The organism is Beduini massiliensis (assembly GCF_000829905.1).
GTDB classification, from domain to species: domain Bacteria; phylum Bacillota_I; class Bacilli_A; order Erysipelotrichales; family Coprobacillaceae; genus Beduini; species Beduini massiliensis.
In genome coordinates this window covers 474250-491199 of record NZ_CDPP01000006.1, presented here as the reverse complement: position 1 = coordinate 491199, position 16950 = coordinate 474250, and the positions used below count along the sequence as shown (strand labels likewise).

The window sequence follows — 16950 nt, the reverse complement described above, 5'->3', positions numbered from 1 at the left end:
TTATTTTTTCTTGATATCGTTAAAACTTATAAAATGAACATCATTTTCTTCTGCCCAATTTTTTAAGGCAGGATTACAGGCAATCTGCACTTCTTTTGCACGGGTTATATTATAAAAGGACCAATCTAATAATTCTTGGTCGATGTAGCCCGGATGAGAATGAATTTCGACAAGATCTTCACTTAATAGATCAGCTTGATCGTTTAACCAGTAATCTAAAGATACTGTATCTTGATAATAACCGACTTTTGGCATGACCGGTACTTCCCAACCGGAATGGTGTGTGTCACGAATCTGCACCATTTTCCCATCTTCGATATAATGAATATTATCGGTATAGTGTACTTGGAGCTCGGTAGCAACTTCTCTGATTGCAACAGATAATCCCGGATCAAAAACAGCATGACCTTCGATATGGGTAGGATAATGTCCCATCAGCTCCTTAAAGCGTTCGGCTTGTGCTCGTACTTCTCGTTTAATATCCTCAACATCCAGTTTTAATCCTTGCTTTAAGCGTGATTTCACATTGAAATGTCCTTCTTCATCGACTAATGAAGGGATATCCTTAGGATCACTGACCGGAGTTCCAATCACAATATTGGAATGCTGTCCGCAATAAAGACCGGGATTTTCCTTTAATAATTGAGCTGCAAAGGGAGCGGCAGGCATATTGCTCATCATCGTTGTAGAGCGTATGATGCCATCTTGATAGCTTTTAATAATACCTAACGTTACTGCTTCACTGTAGCCGATATCATCAGCGTTTAAAATAATTCTTACCATATTTTTTCCTCCTTGATGAACGACCTTGCTACAAATTATAGCATTTTTCCGGTTAATTTACCGTAAAATATCAGAATTTGAAAGGGTCGTTTCTACTCTTATTTTAATATAGAAAGAAGCTTCTTAAATGTTATATTTTTGCCAAAGAATTGAGGCAAAAAACAAAAAAACTTAAACCTGTTTAGGCTTAAGTTCCTATTTCTGCAAGTTAAGTAAACGTAAGGCATGAACGTTTTCGTCACCGGCAATCTGCCGATAGATCTTTCTGAAACGTTTGTTTTTAGTCGTGTTGGCGGCTTTGTTGTAGCTGGCAACATCATCGATCTCAGCCTGAATGCTGTTATCGATCAATTCTTCAGCGTGCTTGTTAGGGTCCATCGGTGCAATATTGGGGTGATAGCTTTCACCGGTTATTTCATAGTACATCGATTCCAATAAATTGACATGACGCTGTTCATCACTTTCCAATTGTGTAAATAATTGTTTTAATTCAGGAATATTCGAAGCATTGATTAGAGTATGATAAGTTTGAATCGCTTTGTATTCATCAATGATCGCTTCTTTTATAAAGGACAAATCGTTATTCATTTTTTCACCTCATATTAAATATATGCCCCATAAAGAAAATATGACATCTTTATCTTAATTTGATAGAATAGAGAAAAGGAGAATACTATGAATAAAATTCAACTCGCTAACGATGTCTATGCTTTAGAATATGAGGAACTCACTCCCTATCTCACCTATGTCTATCTGATTATCAGAGGGGAAACACTTTTTATTATCGATACGTTTTGTGGCAGTGATTATATGGAAGAAATTAAGAAGATGTATCCTGCTTATCGGTATTGTGTCATTAATACCCATTATCATTTTGACCATATTTGGGGGAATGCGGCTTTTAATGCAGAGGATATCTATGCACATTTTTTATGTAAAGACGCCATTATGAGACATGGTAAAGAAGACTATTTAAAAAATAAACACTATTTAAAAGGGAAGACAGAGAGGATTTATCCTCGCCATTTAATTAAGGAGCGGTACTTTTTTAAAGAAGCGAAGATAGAATTAATATATACCCCCGGACATAGTAAAGACAGCATCAGTGTTTATGATCATGTACATCAATGGTTGTTTGCCGGAGATAATTTAGAAAAACCGATCATACAATTAGAAAGACAAAACCTAGTCATTTATAAAGATACTTTACAGAAATATTTGCAGCTGCCAATCGAACGGTTCTATGGCGGACATACTCTGCATCTGACAAGAGCGGACATCCAATATATGATTACCTATTTAGAGCGGATTGAAAAAGGCGAAAGTATGTATTTTGATGATCCCCATGTCCAAGCGGTTCATCTGAAAAATTTAAAGTAATATCGGTGGAAATTGTCACATATTTGGTGTATATTAATGGTATTGTCAAGGAGGCATTATGAAAAAGAAAACTCTGATTAATATTGTATTAACGGTTATAGCAGGGGCTGTTTTATATTACTTTATGTTACCGCCGTTAAATTTACAATCGATGTTGTTTTATGTGTATGCAGCGATGCTGATCGCCTTTTATACGATCATCTATTTCGCTTCTAGTTTTGATCCGCGTCAAATGCAGAAAATGAAGTTTAACAGCAAAAAGCCAATGATTTTAGTTGTCATTGTGTTGGCGATTGTCGTTTTAAATATTTTTTATTCACCGCTGATCAATGCATCTATGTATTCAAAACGTATTACAGTACGTGAAGACGGAGACTTTACTGCCGATGTCAGTGTTGTAGACCTTAACTCTTTACCTTTGTTAGATAAAGATTCTTCCAGTAAACTAGGGGATCGTGTCATGGGACAAATGCCGGAGTTAGTTTCTCAGTTTTATGTGTCGGATCTGTATACGCAGATTAATTATAAAAATCGTGTTGTACGTGTCACTCCGTTGGAATATAACGGGTTCTTTAAATATTTCTCGAACCGCAGTGATGGGGTAATGGGATACATTACTGTAGATTCCGTAGACGGTTCATCAAACTTAGTGAAATTGGAAAAAGGGATGAAGATCCTTCCTTCTGCTATGTTTAATGAAAATCTTTATCGTCAATTGCGCTTTCAGTATCCAACATTTATCTTCGGTGAGGAATCATTTGAAGTCGATGAAACAGGAAAACCTTTCTGGATCGTACCTGTGCTGAAATACAAAGGGGTAGAATTGTTGGAAGATGTCAAAGGAGCCGTTATTTTAGATCCGGTGACAGGAGACTCACAATATTATAATGTAGCGGATGTACCAACATGGGTTGATCATATTTATCCCGCTTCGTTATTGATTGAACAAAGTGATGACTGGGGACGTTATCGTAATGGTTTTATCAATTCGATTATCGGACAGAAAAATGTGGTTAAAACAACAGACGGTTACAATTATATCGCAAAAGATGATGATATCTATTTGTATACGGGAATTACTTCAGCGACCGAAGATGCTGCCAATATTGGGTTTATCTTATCGAATATGAGAACGAAAGAAACAATCTTCTATCCGGTACCGGGAGCTCAGGAAACATCGGCAATGGAAAGTGCCAAAGGTCAGGTTCAGCAAATGAACTATACCGCAAGTTTCCCATTGCTTATCAATCTAAACAACAAACCGACATATCTGATTTCATTAAAAGATAATGCCGGGCTGGTAAAGATGTATGCTTTTGTAGATGTGACCGATTATCAAAAGGTTGTCGTGACAGATTCATCTGAAGGAATTGAAGCAGCTGCTCAAAATTATATTGGGGATAAAGATGCCGTTATAGATCAAGAAAATGTCAAATTTAAAGAAATTACAATAGGCTCTATAACAGATTCTTTGATTAATGGGGACAGCTACTATTATATTAAGGATACCGATGGAAATAAATATCGAGTTAAAATCAGTGTCGATGAGAAAAATATTCCATTCATTCAAGCCGGGGATACGTTAAATATCGGCTATCTGTTAGAAGAAGAGGTAACAGAGATATTACAGTTAAAATAGACCTTACAATGGTCTATTTTTTGTTTATCAGGCAAAACTAATGGTAAGGGTAATCAGTTGCTTAAAATGGTGATTTATTGTATCATAAAGTCAATGAAAGAAATGTTATATAATGTCATATGAACGAATTTGAGGTGAAAAAATGACCGATCATAATAAAGTAAAACAAGGATTAAGCAACGAAGAAGTACAGCAAAGAATTGAAAACGGACAAGTCAATCTTTTAAGCAATACGATTACAAAAACATACCAACAAATCTTTTTAGATAATACGATGACTTTTTTCAATATTATTAATATTATTTTATTGGGATTGGTCATTCTTGTCGGTTCCTTCAAAAACATGTTGTTTATTATGATCATTGTGACTAATACATTGGTGGGAATTATTCAGGAAATCCGTTCAAAGCGGACACTGGATAAACTGACCATTCTTACCGTCAGTCAGATCGAAGCCATCCGAAATGGCAGCAAGATCAGCATTCCCGTTGATCAGATCGTACTTGGGGATATCCTGTTTTTAAAACAAGGACTGCAGATTCCTACGGATGCTGTTATTGTTGAGGGACGTATCGAGGTCAATGAATCTTTATTGACAGGAGAATCTGATCCGCAGTTTAAAGGGGTTGGGGCTTCTTTGTTTTCGGGAAGTTTTGTCACCTCCGGTCAGGCTTATTGTGAAGTCGTTCATGTAGGTAAAGACAACTATATGGAAAAGATCACTGCCGAAGCAAAGAAATTTAAAAAACATCGTTCGGAGTTAAATCGCAACTTAGATCGTATCTTAAAATTGATTAGTATTATCATTATCCCGATCGGGGTTGGCTTATTTGCAAAACAATATTTTTTAACTCATTTGACATTCCGCAGTTCTGTCTTGCAGACAGTTGCCGCTTTATTGGGGATGATTCCCGAAGGGTTGGTCTTATTGACAAGTGTCGCCATGACGATTGGGGTTATGCGTCTGGCAAAAAAGAAAGTACTGGTACAGGAACTTTCTTGTATGGAAACATTGGCGCGTGTAGATGTTTTATGTTTGGATAAAACAGGAACAATTACAGAGGGGCGCATCGCGGTTGAGAAAGTGGAAACCTTAAAAAAGGCAGATATCGATTTCATCATGGGAAATCTGATGCGTGTCATTCAGGATGAAAATGTCACGGCAATGGCTTTACGTGAACAGTTTAAAGAAGTGGACGAGCTTGAGTTGGATCATCTCATTCCATTCTCTTCCGATCGTAAATACAGCGGGGCTGCTTTTAAAGGAGAAGGAACCTATCTGATGGGAGCCAATAAGTTCCTGTTTCCTCATGGCTATGAACATCTTCAGGAAAGATGCCATCAATTAGCAAAAGAAGGATATCGTTTGATTGTTGTCGGGCATTCACCCAATGTTAATCAAGATAGGGAAATACCCGAGGGATTGGAACCGATTGCCATCATTCAAATGTCCGATGTCATTCGTAAAGAAGCCAAAGATACTCTTGATTACTTTGTAAAGCAAGGGGTAAAAGTTAAAATTATTTCCGGCGATGATCCGGTGACGGTATCGGCGATTGCGAAAAGAGCAGGATTAAAGGACGCCGAAAAATATATTGATGCAGCAAGTTTGCAAGATGAAGATGCGATTGAACAGGCAGTCGCACGTTATAATGTGTTTGGACGAGTAACGCCAAAACAAAAAAAGCAGATGATTATGGCCATCAAGAAATTAGGACATACTGTTGCGATGACCGGAGATGGTGTCAACGATGTACTGGCGTTTAAGGAATCAGATGTTTCAATCGCCATGGCATCAGGAAGTGATGCGGCTAAACATGCAGCGAATCTGGTTTTGATGGATTGTAATTTTGCGGTTATGCCCACTATCGTAAATGAAGGGCGTCGGGTTATTAATAATATCAGTTATGCGGCGTCTATGTTTTTGATTAAAACGGTTTTCTCGGTTATTTTATCTTTACAAACGATTCTGTTAGGACAGGGTTATCCCTTTGCACCGATTCAGTTATCCATCATCAGCAGCTGTGCGGTGGGGATTCCCACTTTCCTGATGACTCAAGAATCCAATTTTAATCGTGTAGACGGTCATTTCTTTAAACAAGTTTTTAAAAATGCGGTTCCCACCGCTTTAACGATTGTGATTTGTATTACGCTGATTACTTCTATCGGCAGTGCTATGGGAGCCAGCAGTCCAATGCTGACTACCGCCAGTGTATTAATTACCGGTTGGAACTATATGCTGGCGTTAGAAAGAGTATATTCCCCGTTATCCACTTATCGAAAAGTTGTGATTTATACAATGCGTTTGGTGTATTTGATTTGTATCTTGATCGGACAGGGAATTTTGGAACTTGTCGCTGTCGATTTCAACGTTCTTTTGCTGTTGGTGTCTGCGATTACCTTTTCACCACTGTTTTTTGAGTGGTCTACGAAGCTTTTGGAATGGATTATTCGATTATGGGAGAAGTACGGATTAGAAAAATGGTTATAAAAAAGATGAGCAATGGATAAAGCTCACCTTTTTTTATTCTGTTTCAATAATATCCTGTGCTAAAGCGGTATCAAGTTTTTCAACGTTTCGCAGTTTACGTTGGATCGCCCGAGTACGGACCCCCACTAGTTTATCTAATTCACGATTTGCCTGATCGATTCTTTGCTGGGTTAAAGAGAGAATATCGGCAAACTTATCAAATTCAGTACGAACAGCACCTAACACTTCCCAAACTTCACTGCTTCGTTTTTGCAGGGCAATGGTTCTAAAGCCCATTTGGAGGCTGTTTAATAATGCCGCCATAGTGCTTGGACCCGCCAGATTCACATGATAATCTCTTTGCAGTACTTCCACTAAACCACGATTAACAGCTTCCGCATATAAGCCTTCAAAAGGCAGGAACATGATGGCAAAGTCAGTGGTGTAGGGAGGTTCAATATACTTCGTTTTAATATCTTTAGCGAAGCTTTTGATGCGTTGTATTAAGATATCAGCATTACTTTGTACAAGGTTGGGATCTCCGGTTTCATAGGCTTCCTGCAATGCCTGATAAGCATCAGCAGGGAACTTTGAATCGATCGGCAAGTAGACACTGCGTTCATCACCCGGCAGTTTAATCGCATACTCTACAACATTCTTACTATTTGGGACGGTCGCGACATTCGTCTCATATTGTTCTGCAGACAGGATTTCTTCTAAGATCATGCCTAATTGAATTTCACCTAAGATCCCTCGTGTTTTAACGTTGGATAATACTTTCTTTAAGTCGCCAACCCCATTTGCCAAGGTCTGCATTTCACCCAAACCTTTATAGACTGCTTCCAATCGTTCATTGACTAACTGGAAGGATTTCGTCATTTTTTCTTCCAATGTTGTCTGGAGCTTTTCATCTACAGTATGTCGAATCTCCTCTAATTTCTTATTGCTGTCTTCTTGAATATAGCTTAATCTTTTTTCCATAGTCAGACGCAGCCCATCTAACTTCTGTTCATTCGTCATTTCTAAGGTCTGAAAACGCTTTTCCAACTGACTTAACGATATCATTAATGATTGATTCATCTGCGCTATACTGTTGTTTTGTGTTAAACCGATTTCCTTTTGCAGTTCTACAGACCATTTAATCGTATTTGATAACTCGGCAATCATCTCTTTTTTTATTAGCTGCATAGTTGTTTTCTGCTGAGTTTGCTGGTAAATCACCCCTAACAGCAGCACCACGATCAAAATGAATAATCCAATTATAATATATTCCATAAAGCTCCTTCCATTATTCTAAACATTCAAACTGAAAATCATCTAATAATTCATTAGCCGCTATAGCGGTTAACTGGTGTTCGATGGCAAAAATTAAAACAGCGTCTCTGCGGATCTTAGAATACAGAGGACTATGTCCCGATAATTTAAGCAGACGTTCTGTTTCTTTCAAGCTGCCTTTTAAAGCTAAAGCAATCTGAATAATCTTATCACGTCCGGCTTTCTTACTTCCATCGAAAATCTGATAGGCATAGGTTCTGGATAAATTCGTTTGCCTGATGATATCACTTCGGCTTACTTCTTTTATTCTGCACAAATAATCGAAATACTCACTAAAGGACATTTCTTTAATTGTTTCAATTGTCTCTTTTAATGCTTCATCTTTACTGTTTTTTATAATATTTAATAAATCTGTTGTTGATTTCATTTTTTTCTCACCCAATTTATTTTATAATAATTACAGTAGGTTAACAAGGGAGAATAGTAGGATGGATAAATTAACCGTTTATAGAACAATTAAAACGATTAAGGCAACAGAAAGCAAGAAAATTGAGCTTGTTTATCATGAGATTGATCATTGTTGTTATATTAAAAGGGAACTAAGTCAGTATGATCTGGATACCTATCAGCGTTTAAAGGAACATCCTAATCCCGGATTTGTACGGGTAATGGATCTGTGGGTTCAAGACGAAAAACTGATCGTGATTGAAGAGTTCATCAATGGACTGACATTGGATAATGTATTAATGAACGAAGAGTTGAACAAGGAACAGATTATAGGTATCATGGATGATTTATGTGATACCTTAAGTTTTCTTCACCAGCTCTATCCACCAATCATTCATCGGGATATCAAACCGGAAAATATCTTTTACTATCGTGGGCATGCGATTCTTTTTGATTTCGATATTTCACGTGTTTATGATTATATGAAGAATAAAGATACGCAGGTAATGGGAAGTGTTGGATACGCTGCACCGGAACAGTTTGGTTTTTCTCAAAGTGACTCGCGCAGTGACATATATGCTTTAGGCGTGCTTTTAAATGTATTGTTCACAAAGCAGCTGCCGCAAGATGAACTGTATGGCGGAGAGGAAAGCAAGATTATATTAAAAGCGACAGCTTTAGATCCGCAAAGAAGATATCAGAAGGTCGAACAGCTAAAACAGGCACTGCACCATTATCATCCGGATGCCTTTCTTGATGAACATAAAAAGTATGGGATTCCCGGATTTCGTCATAAAAAAATTTCTCATATGATCGCAGCGATTGTCTATTACACTGCCAGTCTTTTTTTAGCGATGCATATCACTGTCGTGAATGGAACGAGCAATGAACAGTTGGCATCAAAAGTCAGTTTTTCGATTTGGTTCCTTTTTATTCCGCTTTTAGTTTTTGATTTCATGGGGTTAAGGAAAACGGCTTTATTTAGTCAGTGTAAAAATAAGATCATGATTGTCATCGGTCTGGTTTTGACTGCTGTCTTTTGGCTTTTCGTAATCATGATGGCAGCCTTTTCACTTACATAAAAACCAGCAGATAAATTTATCCGCTGGTTTTTGTCTGCTGAAAGCAGACCAAGTATAGGTATGAATCGATATAATAGAATTATAGATTATTCTTTATTTTGGTCAATAACAGGTGTTTGAAAAAACTTTTCGATAGGAGTTTCTAAGACTTGGCTGATTTTCCAAAGAGTTAAGATACTAATACCTTGGTGAATTCGGCTGCTTTCTAGATTACCGATCAAAGCTGTGGAAACATTAATTTTTTCGGCTAATGTCTCTTGTGTCATTTTTTGTTTTGATATGCTGTATAAATTTCGATAATATTTTATATTTTTACCAATCATATCATAAAGTTTATCTTCATTAAGGAACTCGAATTCCATAGCTTACACACTCCTTTCGACCTTATTTTCTCATATTTCTATAATTTGACCATATATCAAAAATGATAAAATATCATTGTAAATGATTATTTTATTTGCTAGAATAATCTTAGACAGAATAATTGAAATTATTCTAAATGTGGAGGGAAAATATGAAAAAATTATTGAAAGCATTGACTGCTTTGGCAGTATGTGCGGTGTTGATGAGCGGATGTTCAAGTTCTGGTGATGGGAAAGATAAAACACCAGAAAAGACGGAATTTGCTCAGTCGGAGACAGCGACTTATAAAAAAGTCGAATACAGAGTGACAGGGGTTGAAAAAACAAAAGGGCAACAGTATTTTGAAGCCGCAGAGGGAAAAGAATATGTGATTGTCCATATTAAAATTGAAAACAAAACAGAGGATAAAATTTCTTACAATGCTCTATATTGGAAAATGCAGAATTCCAATGGTCAAGAAGATGGCTATAAAATCACGGCTTTGGATAACATTAACGCATTAAATAGCGGGGATTTGTTAGCTGGCGGTACCATTGAAGGGGATTTAGTGTTTGAAGAACCGGAGGGGGATACAGGTTTGAAACTAGCGTATTATCCGTCTATCATGGATTCTAAAGCGGCGTTTACGATAAAAATTGACTAGTATGAATTGTAAAAATATGACATCAGAGCAAATATTGAATTTGCTTTTCCTTCTCTTACTTATTAAAAAAACGGAACTTACAAGTCCGTTATATCCATTTTAATTCAATATAATTTTAAACCTCAAAATAAATCTTGAGGTTTTTTTCATCATACAACACATTAACCCAATACAGCAAATAAAAGGCCTCACTCCTTGTTGGAAAAGAAATGAAGCCTTATCCTCTTTATTTTATAATTTTTTTAAATCTCCAAACGTGATCATTTCCACATTATTTTCTTTGATCCATTCTTTTAAGCGAGGATCACATAAAACATCTAATTCTTTGCATCTTTGAACATTATAAGATGAGTGTGTCATCACATACTGATCGACAAAAGCCGGATGTGACATGATTTCAAACGCATCTTTTTTAAGCATCTGATCAAAATCATTTGTGAAATACTCAATAGACACATTTTGTGCATAGAAACGATTAGAGAACTCTACTTTCTCATAATTGCTTTCAATATAGTCATGCGTATAACGCACAGGCAAGTCATACTGATAAGCAAATTTTTTAGCTTGTTCGTGAACACGTGGATATGAGGAAGAGAAATGATGGGAATCGATATGATCCGGCAAACGACCATTTAATTCAATAAAACGATTAAATTGTGCTTCTAATTCATGATATACCTCATCATAATTTAACTCATCTTGATCCATTGGTTTTTCTTTGTTTTTTAAATGCCAGTCTTGAGAATGGAAATAACCGTCTTGATCGACTAAGCTAGGAATCTCTTTAGGATCAGATACCGGTTTACCGGCAGTTAAAGTGAAATGGATTCCAATGTGTAAATCCGGATAATCTTTTGCCATTTGTGCTGCCTGAGCGGCAAAAGGCATTCCTACCATTAAAGTTGTTGAACGTAATACACCATCACGATGTGCTTTCAGAATACCTAAAGTGACTCCTTCACTCATTCCAAAGTCATCGGCATTAATAATTAATCTAGTCATTCTATGTCCCCTTTATTTTATCTTTTTTAAATCTTGGAAGTTAATTAATTCGATATGATTATCTTTCACCCAATCCAATACACGCTTATCCGTTAGGATGGCTAATTCTTTTGTACGTTGGATATTATAAGAAGAATGGGTATAGAGATATTCATCTACAAAAGCCGGATGGCACATGGTTTCACAAAGGTCTTTTTCTAAGATATGATCGTAATCTTCAATAAAATATTCTATAGAAAGCTGATCATCATAGAAATAGTTTAAAAATTCCGGTCTTTCATAGTTTCCTCCTACGTAATCAAATGAACAGCGAACCGGTACATCATATTTTTCGATCAGTTTTTTTGTTTGTTCATAAATACGCGGATAAGAGCTGGTACCATGATGAGAATCGAAATGATCCGGCAAACGTCCGTTTAATTCTTCAAAGCGTTTTAGCTGAGCACAATATTCTTTATACACTTCTTCGTAATTTAATTCATCTTCCTCTATCGGTTTTTGTTTGTTTTTAATATGCCAAGCTTGCGAATGGAAAGTCCCGTCAGCTTCTACTAAACTTGGTACCTCTTTTGGATCACTCACCGGTTTACCGGCTGTCAGCGTAAAATGAATCCCAATTCCTAAGTTTGGATAATCTTTTGCCATTTGTGCAGCCTGAGCGGCAAAAGGCATTCCGACCATCATGGTTGTAGAACGTAATATTCCTTCCTTATGTGCTTTTAAAATCCCCAAAGTAACGCCTTCACACATACCAAAGTCGTCCCCGTTAACAATAAGTCTTGTCATTATTTTATGTCCTCCTATCTATAAGTTATAGTATAGTGGGATTAGTTAAATAATAAATGCTTTTTAATATTCTGAAAATTATCTTTTAAAACCAGTGAAAAAGAACTTCAAGGTCAGAAGTTCTTTACTTTATTTTCTTTAAATCCTGAAAGTTTATTAACTCTATATGATTGTTTTGGATCCATTCTAAAACACGGGGATCACACAACACTGCCAATTCTTTTGTACGCTGTACATTATAAGATGACGTCGCTAAAAGAAAGCTGTCTACAAAAGCCGGATGACACATGGTTTCCACCAAATCCTGTTCTAAAAGATGATCTTGGTCTTCAGTAAAATATTCAACAGCTGCCAATTTATCGTAAAAGGTACTAAAATAGGTGGGTCTTTCATAATTGCAGTCAATATAATCAAATGAACAGCGAGTAGGCACATCATACTGATCAATCAGTTTTTGCAGCTGAGCATGTAAGAGTGGATAGTCGCTTGATCCGTGATGTGAATCAAAGTGATCCGGCATATGTCCTGTTAATTCTATAAAGCGCTGTAATTGTGCACTGTATTCCTTATAAACTTCTTCATAGTTGACTTGATCTATACTGCTTTTTTTATTTGCTTCATGCCAACTGTTAGAATGAAAGCTTCCATCTGCTTCTACTAAACTGGGAATCTCTTTAGGATCACAAACCGGTCTGCCGGCAGTGAGATTAAAATGAAGCCCGACTCCTAAATTCGGATAATCCTTTGCCATTTGTGCAGCCTGAGCGGCAAAAGGCATACCTGTCATCATCGTTGTTGATCTTAAAATCCCGTCTTTATGTGCTTTTAAAATTCCTAAGGTGACCCCTTCACACATACCAAAGTCATCCCCGTTAACAATAAGTCTTGTCATTATTTTATGTCCTCCTATCTATAAGGTATAGTATAGTGACGAATCTAAAATAAAATCTATTTTTTTATAATTTGAAAAACAGCTTGCAAAACACTATAATTGAATTTTTGAATGAATAGGACTATTATTGTAAATAATGGGAGTAGGAGGTGTAAATATGGAACTGATGTTAGATATAATCAAAGATACACTCATGATTGTGCCGGTGATCTTTATTATCTATTTAATCTTAGAATATATTGAGGATAAAGATTGGCTGCACCATCGCTTTAAAAAAGCAGGACCGATCGTTGGCGGTTTGATTGGTATTTTACCGGAGTGTGGGACCAGTATCATGGCTTCCAAATTATTTAGTACCGGATTGATTAGTTTAGGAACCTTGATTGCAATCTTCGTTTCTTCCAGTGATGAGGCCGTCATTATTTTATTGACAGGGTCTCATTTCAGCCCAGATGTTTTATGGCTGTTATGTTTAAAGTTAATCTTTGGTATCATACTGGGAATCTTTGTGAATTTCCTAGTCCATTTCCCAACCCCTGTCTTTGAAGAGGCAGTTGAAGAGGAGCATTGTCATCACCATTGGCGTCATGCTTTTGAACATACATTGAGAATTACCGTATTTGTCTTTATCAGTCAGGTTATTATTTCTTTAATTATTGCGTTTATCGGGGAAGATCAGCTTACCGGGTTTTTAAATACACATGTTATTTTGCAGCCTATCATAGCCGGTTTGATCGGCTTGATTCCAAATTGTGCCGGCTCAATGATCTTAGCTCAAGTCTATTTGAATGGGTTGATTAGCTTTGGTGCTTTATTTACCGGATTAAGCTGCAGTACCGGATTAGGTATGCTGACGTTGTATCGTTATCATAAAAATAAGAAAGAATGTCTGTTTGTGACATTGCTTATCTATTTTTCTGCCTTATTTGCCGGTTATGTATTCTATAGATAATTCTATAGAATATAAGGCTGCGTAGGATAAAGCAATAATAATTTGCGATAAATCCTGTTAAGTTTGTATTCATTGATAAAAAGATGTCCCAGCCAATTAAGTTCAGAAAGGATAGTCATGACGACATAGCTTCTTTTTTCATAATATTGTCCACGGCTGTAAATCTGTACAGATTGATTCATCAAGCGGATCATTTTGAATTCCAATTGATAGCGGACTCTTGTTTCAATATAGAAATAAAGCAGGAAGAGAATGATTCCGATTAATATATACGACATAAATTTCACCCCTTCTATTATATGCACTCAAAAGACAGGAGGAAGGTGAATAAAATAAAATTCCCGTTATTCTATTAAGACAGCGGGAATTTTTAATTACAGCAGTTCGCCATACTTTCTGATATAGTGTTTTTTCATAAACGTGGTCAGTAATACATAACCGATAATAATCAACAGCAGTGCCATATAATAAATTGCAGGCAGAGGGGAAAGTCCGATCTTATCCCCAATAAAGGTATAAGGGATAATCGTAAGCACTAAAATACCTGTAAGCGTAAAGAAAGTTAATGGTTTTGATGCACGGCTTTGAATGAATGGAAGTTTGGGGGTACGAATCATATGAATGATCAAGGTTTGACTCCACATCGATTCAACAAACCAGCCTGCCTGAAACAGCGATACAAACAGAACTTGTATTGCAGGGTCTTTTAACTGATGATACATCCCACCGCAAATCATTGGACAAATTAAGAAATACATCAAGATAAACGTGATGATATCAAAGATAGAGCTAGAGGGACCGATCCATACCATAAATCTGCCAATTGAAGAAGCATTCCAAGGTCTAGGCACAAGCAAGTAATCTTCATCGACATGATCCCAAGGTACCGCAGTACAGGTGATATTGTAGATCAGATTCAATAATAGAAGCTGAACAGAGGCCATTGGCAGGAATGGAAGAAAAGCACTGGCAATGAATACAGAAAAGACATTGCCAAAATTTGATGATGCGGTCATTTTAATATATTTAATCATGTTGGCATAAATTTTTCTTCCTTCAATGATCCCTTCTTCTAAAACCATCAAATCTTTTTCTAAAAGAATGATATCGGCACTTTCTTTGGCAATATCGACTGCGGTATCGACAGAAATGCCAACATCGGAAACTTTCATTGCTGAAGCATCATTGATGCCATCCCCCATATACCCTACAACGTGACCGTTATTTTTTAAAATGCTGACGATTCTTGCCTTTTGGGCAGGTGAAAGTTTCGCAAAAACAGTGGTCTTTTCTGCTTCTTTTGCTAGCTGATTGTCGTTCATCTTATCAATGTCACTGCCTAACAAGAGATAATCTGCTTTTAATCCGACTTGACTGCATACACTTTTCGTCACTTTTTCATTGTCCCCTGTCAGTATCTTTGTGGCAACACCATAAGTTTGCAAAGCTCTAATGGCGTCAGCTGTTGTTTCTTTTGGGGGATCTAAGAACGCTAAATATCCCATCAATACCATATCCGCTTCATCTTTGACGGAAAATTCGCCTACAGGCATTGGATTTGTTTTTTGAGCTAAAGCAATGACACGCAATCCCTGTTGATTGAGATCTTCCGCAACATGCTCGATCATCGTTTTAAGTGTATCATTTAAGGGTTGGATTTCCCCTTGATACTCGACATAGGTACAGATCTTCAGCATCTCTTCGACTGCTCCTTTAGTGATCATCTGCGTTTTTTTATTTTGATCTTCAATCACGACGCTCATGCGGCGTCGTTCAAAATCAAAAGGAATCTCATCGATTTTATGATAATCTTCTTTACAAAAAGAAGCGTCCATGTTTGCTTTTGCAAACTGTATAATCGCTAAATCAATTAAATTTTTTAATCCTGTTTGATAGTAGCTGTTTAAGAAAGCGTGACGCAATACTCTTTCATTTTCATTACCGATAATATCCAAATGATATTCCAATACTACGTTATCTTGAGTCAGGGTACCGGTTTTATCTGTACATAAAATATCCATCGCCCCTAAATTCTGGATTGAATTCATATTTTTAACGATTACTTTTTTGTGAGACATGGCCACAGCCCCTTTAGCTAATCCGGTGGTGACAATCATCGGCAGCATTTCCGGAGTTAACCCAACCGCTACAGAAATAGCAAATAAACCGGCATCCATCCAATCTCCTTTGGTCCATCCATTGATAAAGAAAACAATCGGTACCATCACAAGCATGAAGCGAATGAATACCCATGATACGGAGTTTACCCCTTTTTCAAAGCTGCTTTTAGGCGGTTTCTCATTCAGTGTTTTCGCGATTGTACCTAATACGGTACGATTCCCAGTCGCTAGAATCATACCGACAGCACTTCCGCTGATCACATTGCTGCCCATAAAGGCTAAATGCGGATGAGAAAATAAATCCCCATACGTTTGATTTGTACAATACTTTTCCACCGGTTCGCTTTCCCCGGTCAATGCAGACTGACTGATAAAAAGATCTTTTGCGGATAGGATACGCAGATCGGCAGGAATCATATCCCCGGCAGAAAGATGAACAATATCTCCAACGACGACATCTTCTAATAAAATTTCTTTCTTTCCAATGGGCGTACGTTCAATGCAGGTTGTGGTAAGAATCATTTCCGAAAGTTTAGCGGCAGCATTACCGCTTTTGTTTTCTTGAACGAAACGTAATATCCCGGAAATCAGTACGAGAACAGAAATAATCATCGCAGTAGTCGGATCTTTATCATTTGGGTCCGCTAAAATAACATCTGTAAATAAAGAAACAATCGCTAATACAAGCAAAATGGCTGAAAAGGGATCAGCAAACGCTAAAAATAACTGTTTAAAAATTGAATTTCTTTTTTTGTGGTCAATAATGTTTTTACCCTCTTTTTCTTGTCTTTTTTCGACCTGTTGAAAGGTTAATCCTTGTTTTGAGCTTTCTAGTTGATTAAATAACTGGTCGATGGGCATATTGGCCAGTTGGAGTAATTGATTTGTTTCTAACTCCTGTTGAGTAAATAATTGAGTGTTTGTTAGTTTCATTTTTGTACCTCCTCTATTTTTTAGATAGGCACAAAATTAAGAACATTTATTGAATTTTGTGTGAGAAAAGTGGATTCAACCCCATTTTTCTCGAGACTCGCTCTTTTGATTTTGTGCCGCTGCTACTGGAATCTAAATCCATTTTCCTCACCTCCTTTAAATTTTGGCATAATAAAAACCCGT

16 protein-coding genes are annotated in these 16950 nt (G+C 36.9%); 6 read left to right on the top strand and 10 right to left on the bottom strand.

Annotated features, from left to right (window positions below; all coding sequences use genetic code 11):
- Together BN1225_RS12380 and BN1225_RS12375 are read right to left on the bottom strand one after the other, a co-directional pair.
- Positions 1-783, bottom strand: a complete 783-nt coding sequence (locus BN1225_RS12380; RefSeq protein ID WP_041140110.1) for a ChbG/HpnK family deacetylase — start codon at positions 781-783, stop codon at positions 1-3.
- A 195-nt stretch (positions 784-978) separates the two neighbouring features.
- A complete protein-coding gene (locus BN1225_RS12375; protein WP_041140109.1) occupies positions 979-1371 on the bottom strand; it encodes a ferritin family protein in 393 nt (130 codons plus the stop codon).
- Between the two features lie 87 nt (positions 1372-1458).
- On the opposite strand from BN1225_RS12375, the gene BN1225_RS12370 reads away from it, so the two are divergent.
- The 3 genes from BN1225_RS12370 (at position 1459) to BN1225_RS12360 (ending at position 6293) form a co-directional block, all read left to right on the top strand.
- A complete protein-coding gene (locus BN1225_RS12370; protein WP_041140108.1) occupies positions 1459-2163 on the top strand; it encodes an MBL fold metallo-hydrolase in 705 nt (234 codons plus the stop codon).
- Positions 2164-2221: 58 nt separating this feature from the next.
- The gene (locus BN1225_RS12365) at positions 2222-3802 is read left to right on the top strand and encodes a hypothetical protein (RefSeq protein WP_041140107.1); all 1581 of its coding nucleotides are present in this window, start codon (positions 2222-2224) and stop codon (positions 3800-3802) included.
- 142 nt (positions 3803-3944) lie between these two features.
- Positions 3945-6293 carry an HAD-IC family P-type ATPase gene (locus BN1225_RS12360; protein ID WP_041140106.1) on the top strand — a complete coding sequence of 783 codons (2349 nt, stop codon included), beginning with the start codon at positions 3945-3947 and terminating at the stop codon, positions 6291-6293.
- Between the two features lie 33 nt (positions 6294-6326).
- Here BN1225_RS12360 and BN1225_RS12355 read toward each other — a convergent pair whose 3' ends face one another.
- Together BN1225_RS12355 and BN1225_RS12350 are read right to left on the bottom strand one after the other, a co-directional pair.
- On the bottom strand, positions 6327-7547 hold the full coding sequence (locus BN1225_RS12355; RefSeq protein ID WP_041140105.1) for a DNA recombination protein RmuC: 1221 nt from the start codon (positions 7545-7547) through the stop codon (positions 6327-6329).
- Positions 7548-7560: 13 nt separating this feature from the next.
- Positions 7561-7974, bottom strand: coding sequence for a hypothetical protein (locus tag BN1225_RS12350; RefSeq protein WP_041140104.1), 414 nt, complete (start codon positions 7972-7974; stop codon positions 7561-7563).
- Positions 7975-8035: 61 nt separating this feature from the next.
- Here BN1225_RS12350 and BN1225_RS14185 point away from each other — a divergent pair, with 61 nt between their 5' ends.
- A complete protein-coding gene (locus BN1225_RS14185) occupies positions 8036-9076 on the top strand; it encodes a serine/threonine protein kinase (protein WP_052466644.1) in 1041 nt (346 codons plus the stop codon).
- 86 nt (positions 9077-9162) lie between these two features.
- Here BN1225_RS14185 and BN1225_RS12340 read toward each other — a convergent pair whose 3' ends face one another.
- Positions 9163-9438, bottom strand: coding sequence for a helix-turn-helix domain-containing protein (locus BN1225_RS12340; protein WP_041140103.1), 276 nt, complete (start codon positions 9436-9438; stop codon positions 9163-9165).
- Positions 9439-9590: 152 nt separating this feature from the next.
- On the opposite strand from BN1225_RS12340, the gene BN1225_RS12335 reads away from it, so the two are divergent.
- Positions 9591-10082: a DUF4352 domain-containing protein gene (locus tag BN1225_RS12335; protein WP_041140102.1), complete on the top strand. Its 492-nt coding sequence runs from the start codon at positions 9591-9593 to the stop codon at positions 10080-10082.
- A 231-nt stretch (positions 10083-10313) separates the two neighbouring features.
- On the opposite strand, the gene chbG (BN1225_RS12330) is transcribed toward BN1225_RS12335, so the two are convergent.
- The 3 genes from chbG (BN1225_RS12330) to BN1225_RS12320 form a co-directional block, all read right to left on the bottom strand.
- Positions 10314-11084, bottom strand: a complete 771-nt coding sequence (chbG, locus tag BN1225_RS12330) for a chitin disaccharide deacetylase (protein WP_041140101.1) — start codon at positions 11082-11084, stop codon at positions 10314-10316.
- 12 nt (positions 11085-11096) lie between these two features.
- A complete protein-coding gene (gene chbG, locus BN1225_RS12325) occupies positions 11097-11870 on the bottom strand; it encodes a chitin disaccharide deacetylase (RefSeq protein WP_041140100.1) in 774 nt (257 codons plus the stop codon).
- A gap of 124 nt (positions 11871-11994) precedes the next feature.
- Positions 11995-12762, bottom strand: a complete 768-nt coding sequence (locus tag BN1225_RS12320; protein WP_052466642.1) for a carbohydrate deacetylase — start codon at positions 12760-12762, stop codon at positions 11995-11997.
- Positions 12763-12919: 157 nt separating this feature from the next.
- On the opposite strand from BN1225_RS12320, the gene BN1225_RS12315 reads away from it, so the two are divergent.
- A complete protein-coding gene (locus BN1225_RS12315; protein WP_041140098.1) occupies positions 12920-13714 on the top strand; it encodes a putative manganese transporter in 795 nt (264 codons plus the stop codon).
- 2 nt (positions 13715-13716) lie between these two features.
- Here BN1225_RS12315 and BN1225_RS12310 read toward each other — a convergent pair whose 3' ends face one another.
- The gene (locus BN1225_RS12310) at positions 13717-13992 is read right to left on the bottom strand and encodes a hypothetical protein (protein WP_041140097.1); all 276 of its coding nucleotides are present in this window, start codon (positions 13990-13992) and stop codon (positions 13717-13719) included.
- A 96-nt stretch (positions 13993-14088) separates the two neighbouring features.
- Positions 14089-16767 carry a magnesium-translocating P-type ATPase gene (mgtA, locus tag BN1225_RS12305; RefSeq protein ID WP_041140096.1) on the bottom strand — a complete coding sequence of 893 codons (2679 nt, stop codon included), beginning with the start codon at positions 16765-16767 and terminating at the stop codon, positions 14089-14091.
- Between the last annotated feature and the right edge of the window lie 183 nt (positions 16768-16950).

Bases quoted from the DNA above. Each gene is read 5' to 3' on its own strand.
- BN1225_RS12375 (WP_041140109.1), bottom strand. From the start codon at position 1,371: ATGAATAACGATTTGTCCTTTATAAAAGAAGCGATCATTGATGAATAC.
- BN1225_RS12350 (WP_041140104.1), bottom strand. From the start codon at position 7,974: ATGAAATCAACAACAGATTTATTAAATATTATAAAAAACAGTAAAGAT.
- BN1225_RS12315 (WP_041140098.1), top strand. From the start codon at position 12,920: ATGGAACTGATGTTAGATATAATCAAAGATACACTCATGATTGTGCCG.
- BN1225_RS12310 (WP_041140097.1), bottom strand. From the start codon at position 13,992: ATGTCGTATATATTAATCGGAATCATTCTCTTCCTGCTTTATTTCTAT.
- BN1225_RS12370 (WP_041140108.1), top strand. From the start codon at position 1,459: ATGAATAAAATTCAACTCGCTAACGATGTCTATGCTTTAGAATATGAG.
- BN1225_RS12360 (WP_041140106.1), top strand. From the start codon at position 3,945: ATGACCGATCATAATAAAGTAAAACAAGGATTAAGCAACGAAGAAGTA.
- BN1225_RS12365 (WP_041140107.1), top strand. From the start codon at position 2,222: ATGAAAAAGAAAACTCTGATTAATATTGTATTAACGGTTATAGCAGGG.
- mgtA (WP_041140096.1), bottom strand. From the start codon at position 16,767: ATGAAACTAACAAACACTCAATTATTTACTCAACAGGAGTTAGAAACA.
- chbG (WP_041140101.1), bottom strand. From the start codon at position 11,084: ATGACTAGATTAATTATTAATGCCGATGACTTTGGAATGAGTGAAGGA.
- BN1225_RS12335 (WP_041140102.1), top strand. From the start codon at position 9,591: ATGAAAAAATTATTGAAAGCATTGACTGCTTTGGCAGTATGTGCGGTG.
- BN1225_RS12340 (WP_041140103.1), bottom strand. From the start codon at position 9,438: ATGGAATTCGAGTTCCTTAATGAAGATAAACTTTATGATATGATTGGT.
- chbG (WP_041140100.1), bottom strand. From the start codon at position 11,870: ATGACAAGACTTATTGTTAACGGGGACGACTTTGGTATGTGTGAAGGC.
- BN1225_RS12380 (WP_041140110.1), bottom strand. From the start codon at position 783: ATGGTAAGAATTATTTTAAACGCTGATGATATCGGCTACAGTGAAGCA.
- BN1225_RS12355 (WP_041140105.1), bottom strand. From the start codon at position 7,547: ATGGAATATATTATAATTGGATTATTCATTTTGATCGTGGTGCTGCTG.
- BN1225_RS14185 (WP_052466644.1), top strand. From the start codon at position 8,036: ATGGATAAATTAACCGTTTATAGAACAATTAAAACGATTAAGGCAACA.
- BN1225_RS12320 (WP_052466642.1), bottom strand. From the start codon at position 12,762: ATGACAAGACTTATTGTTAACGGGGATGACTTTGGTATGTGTGAAGGG.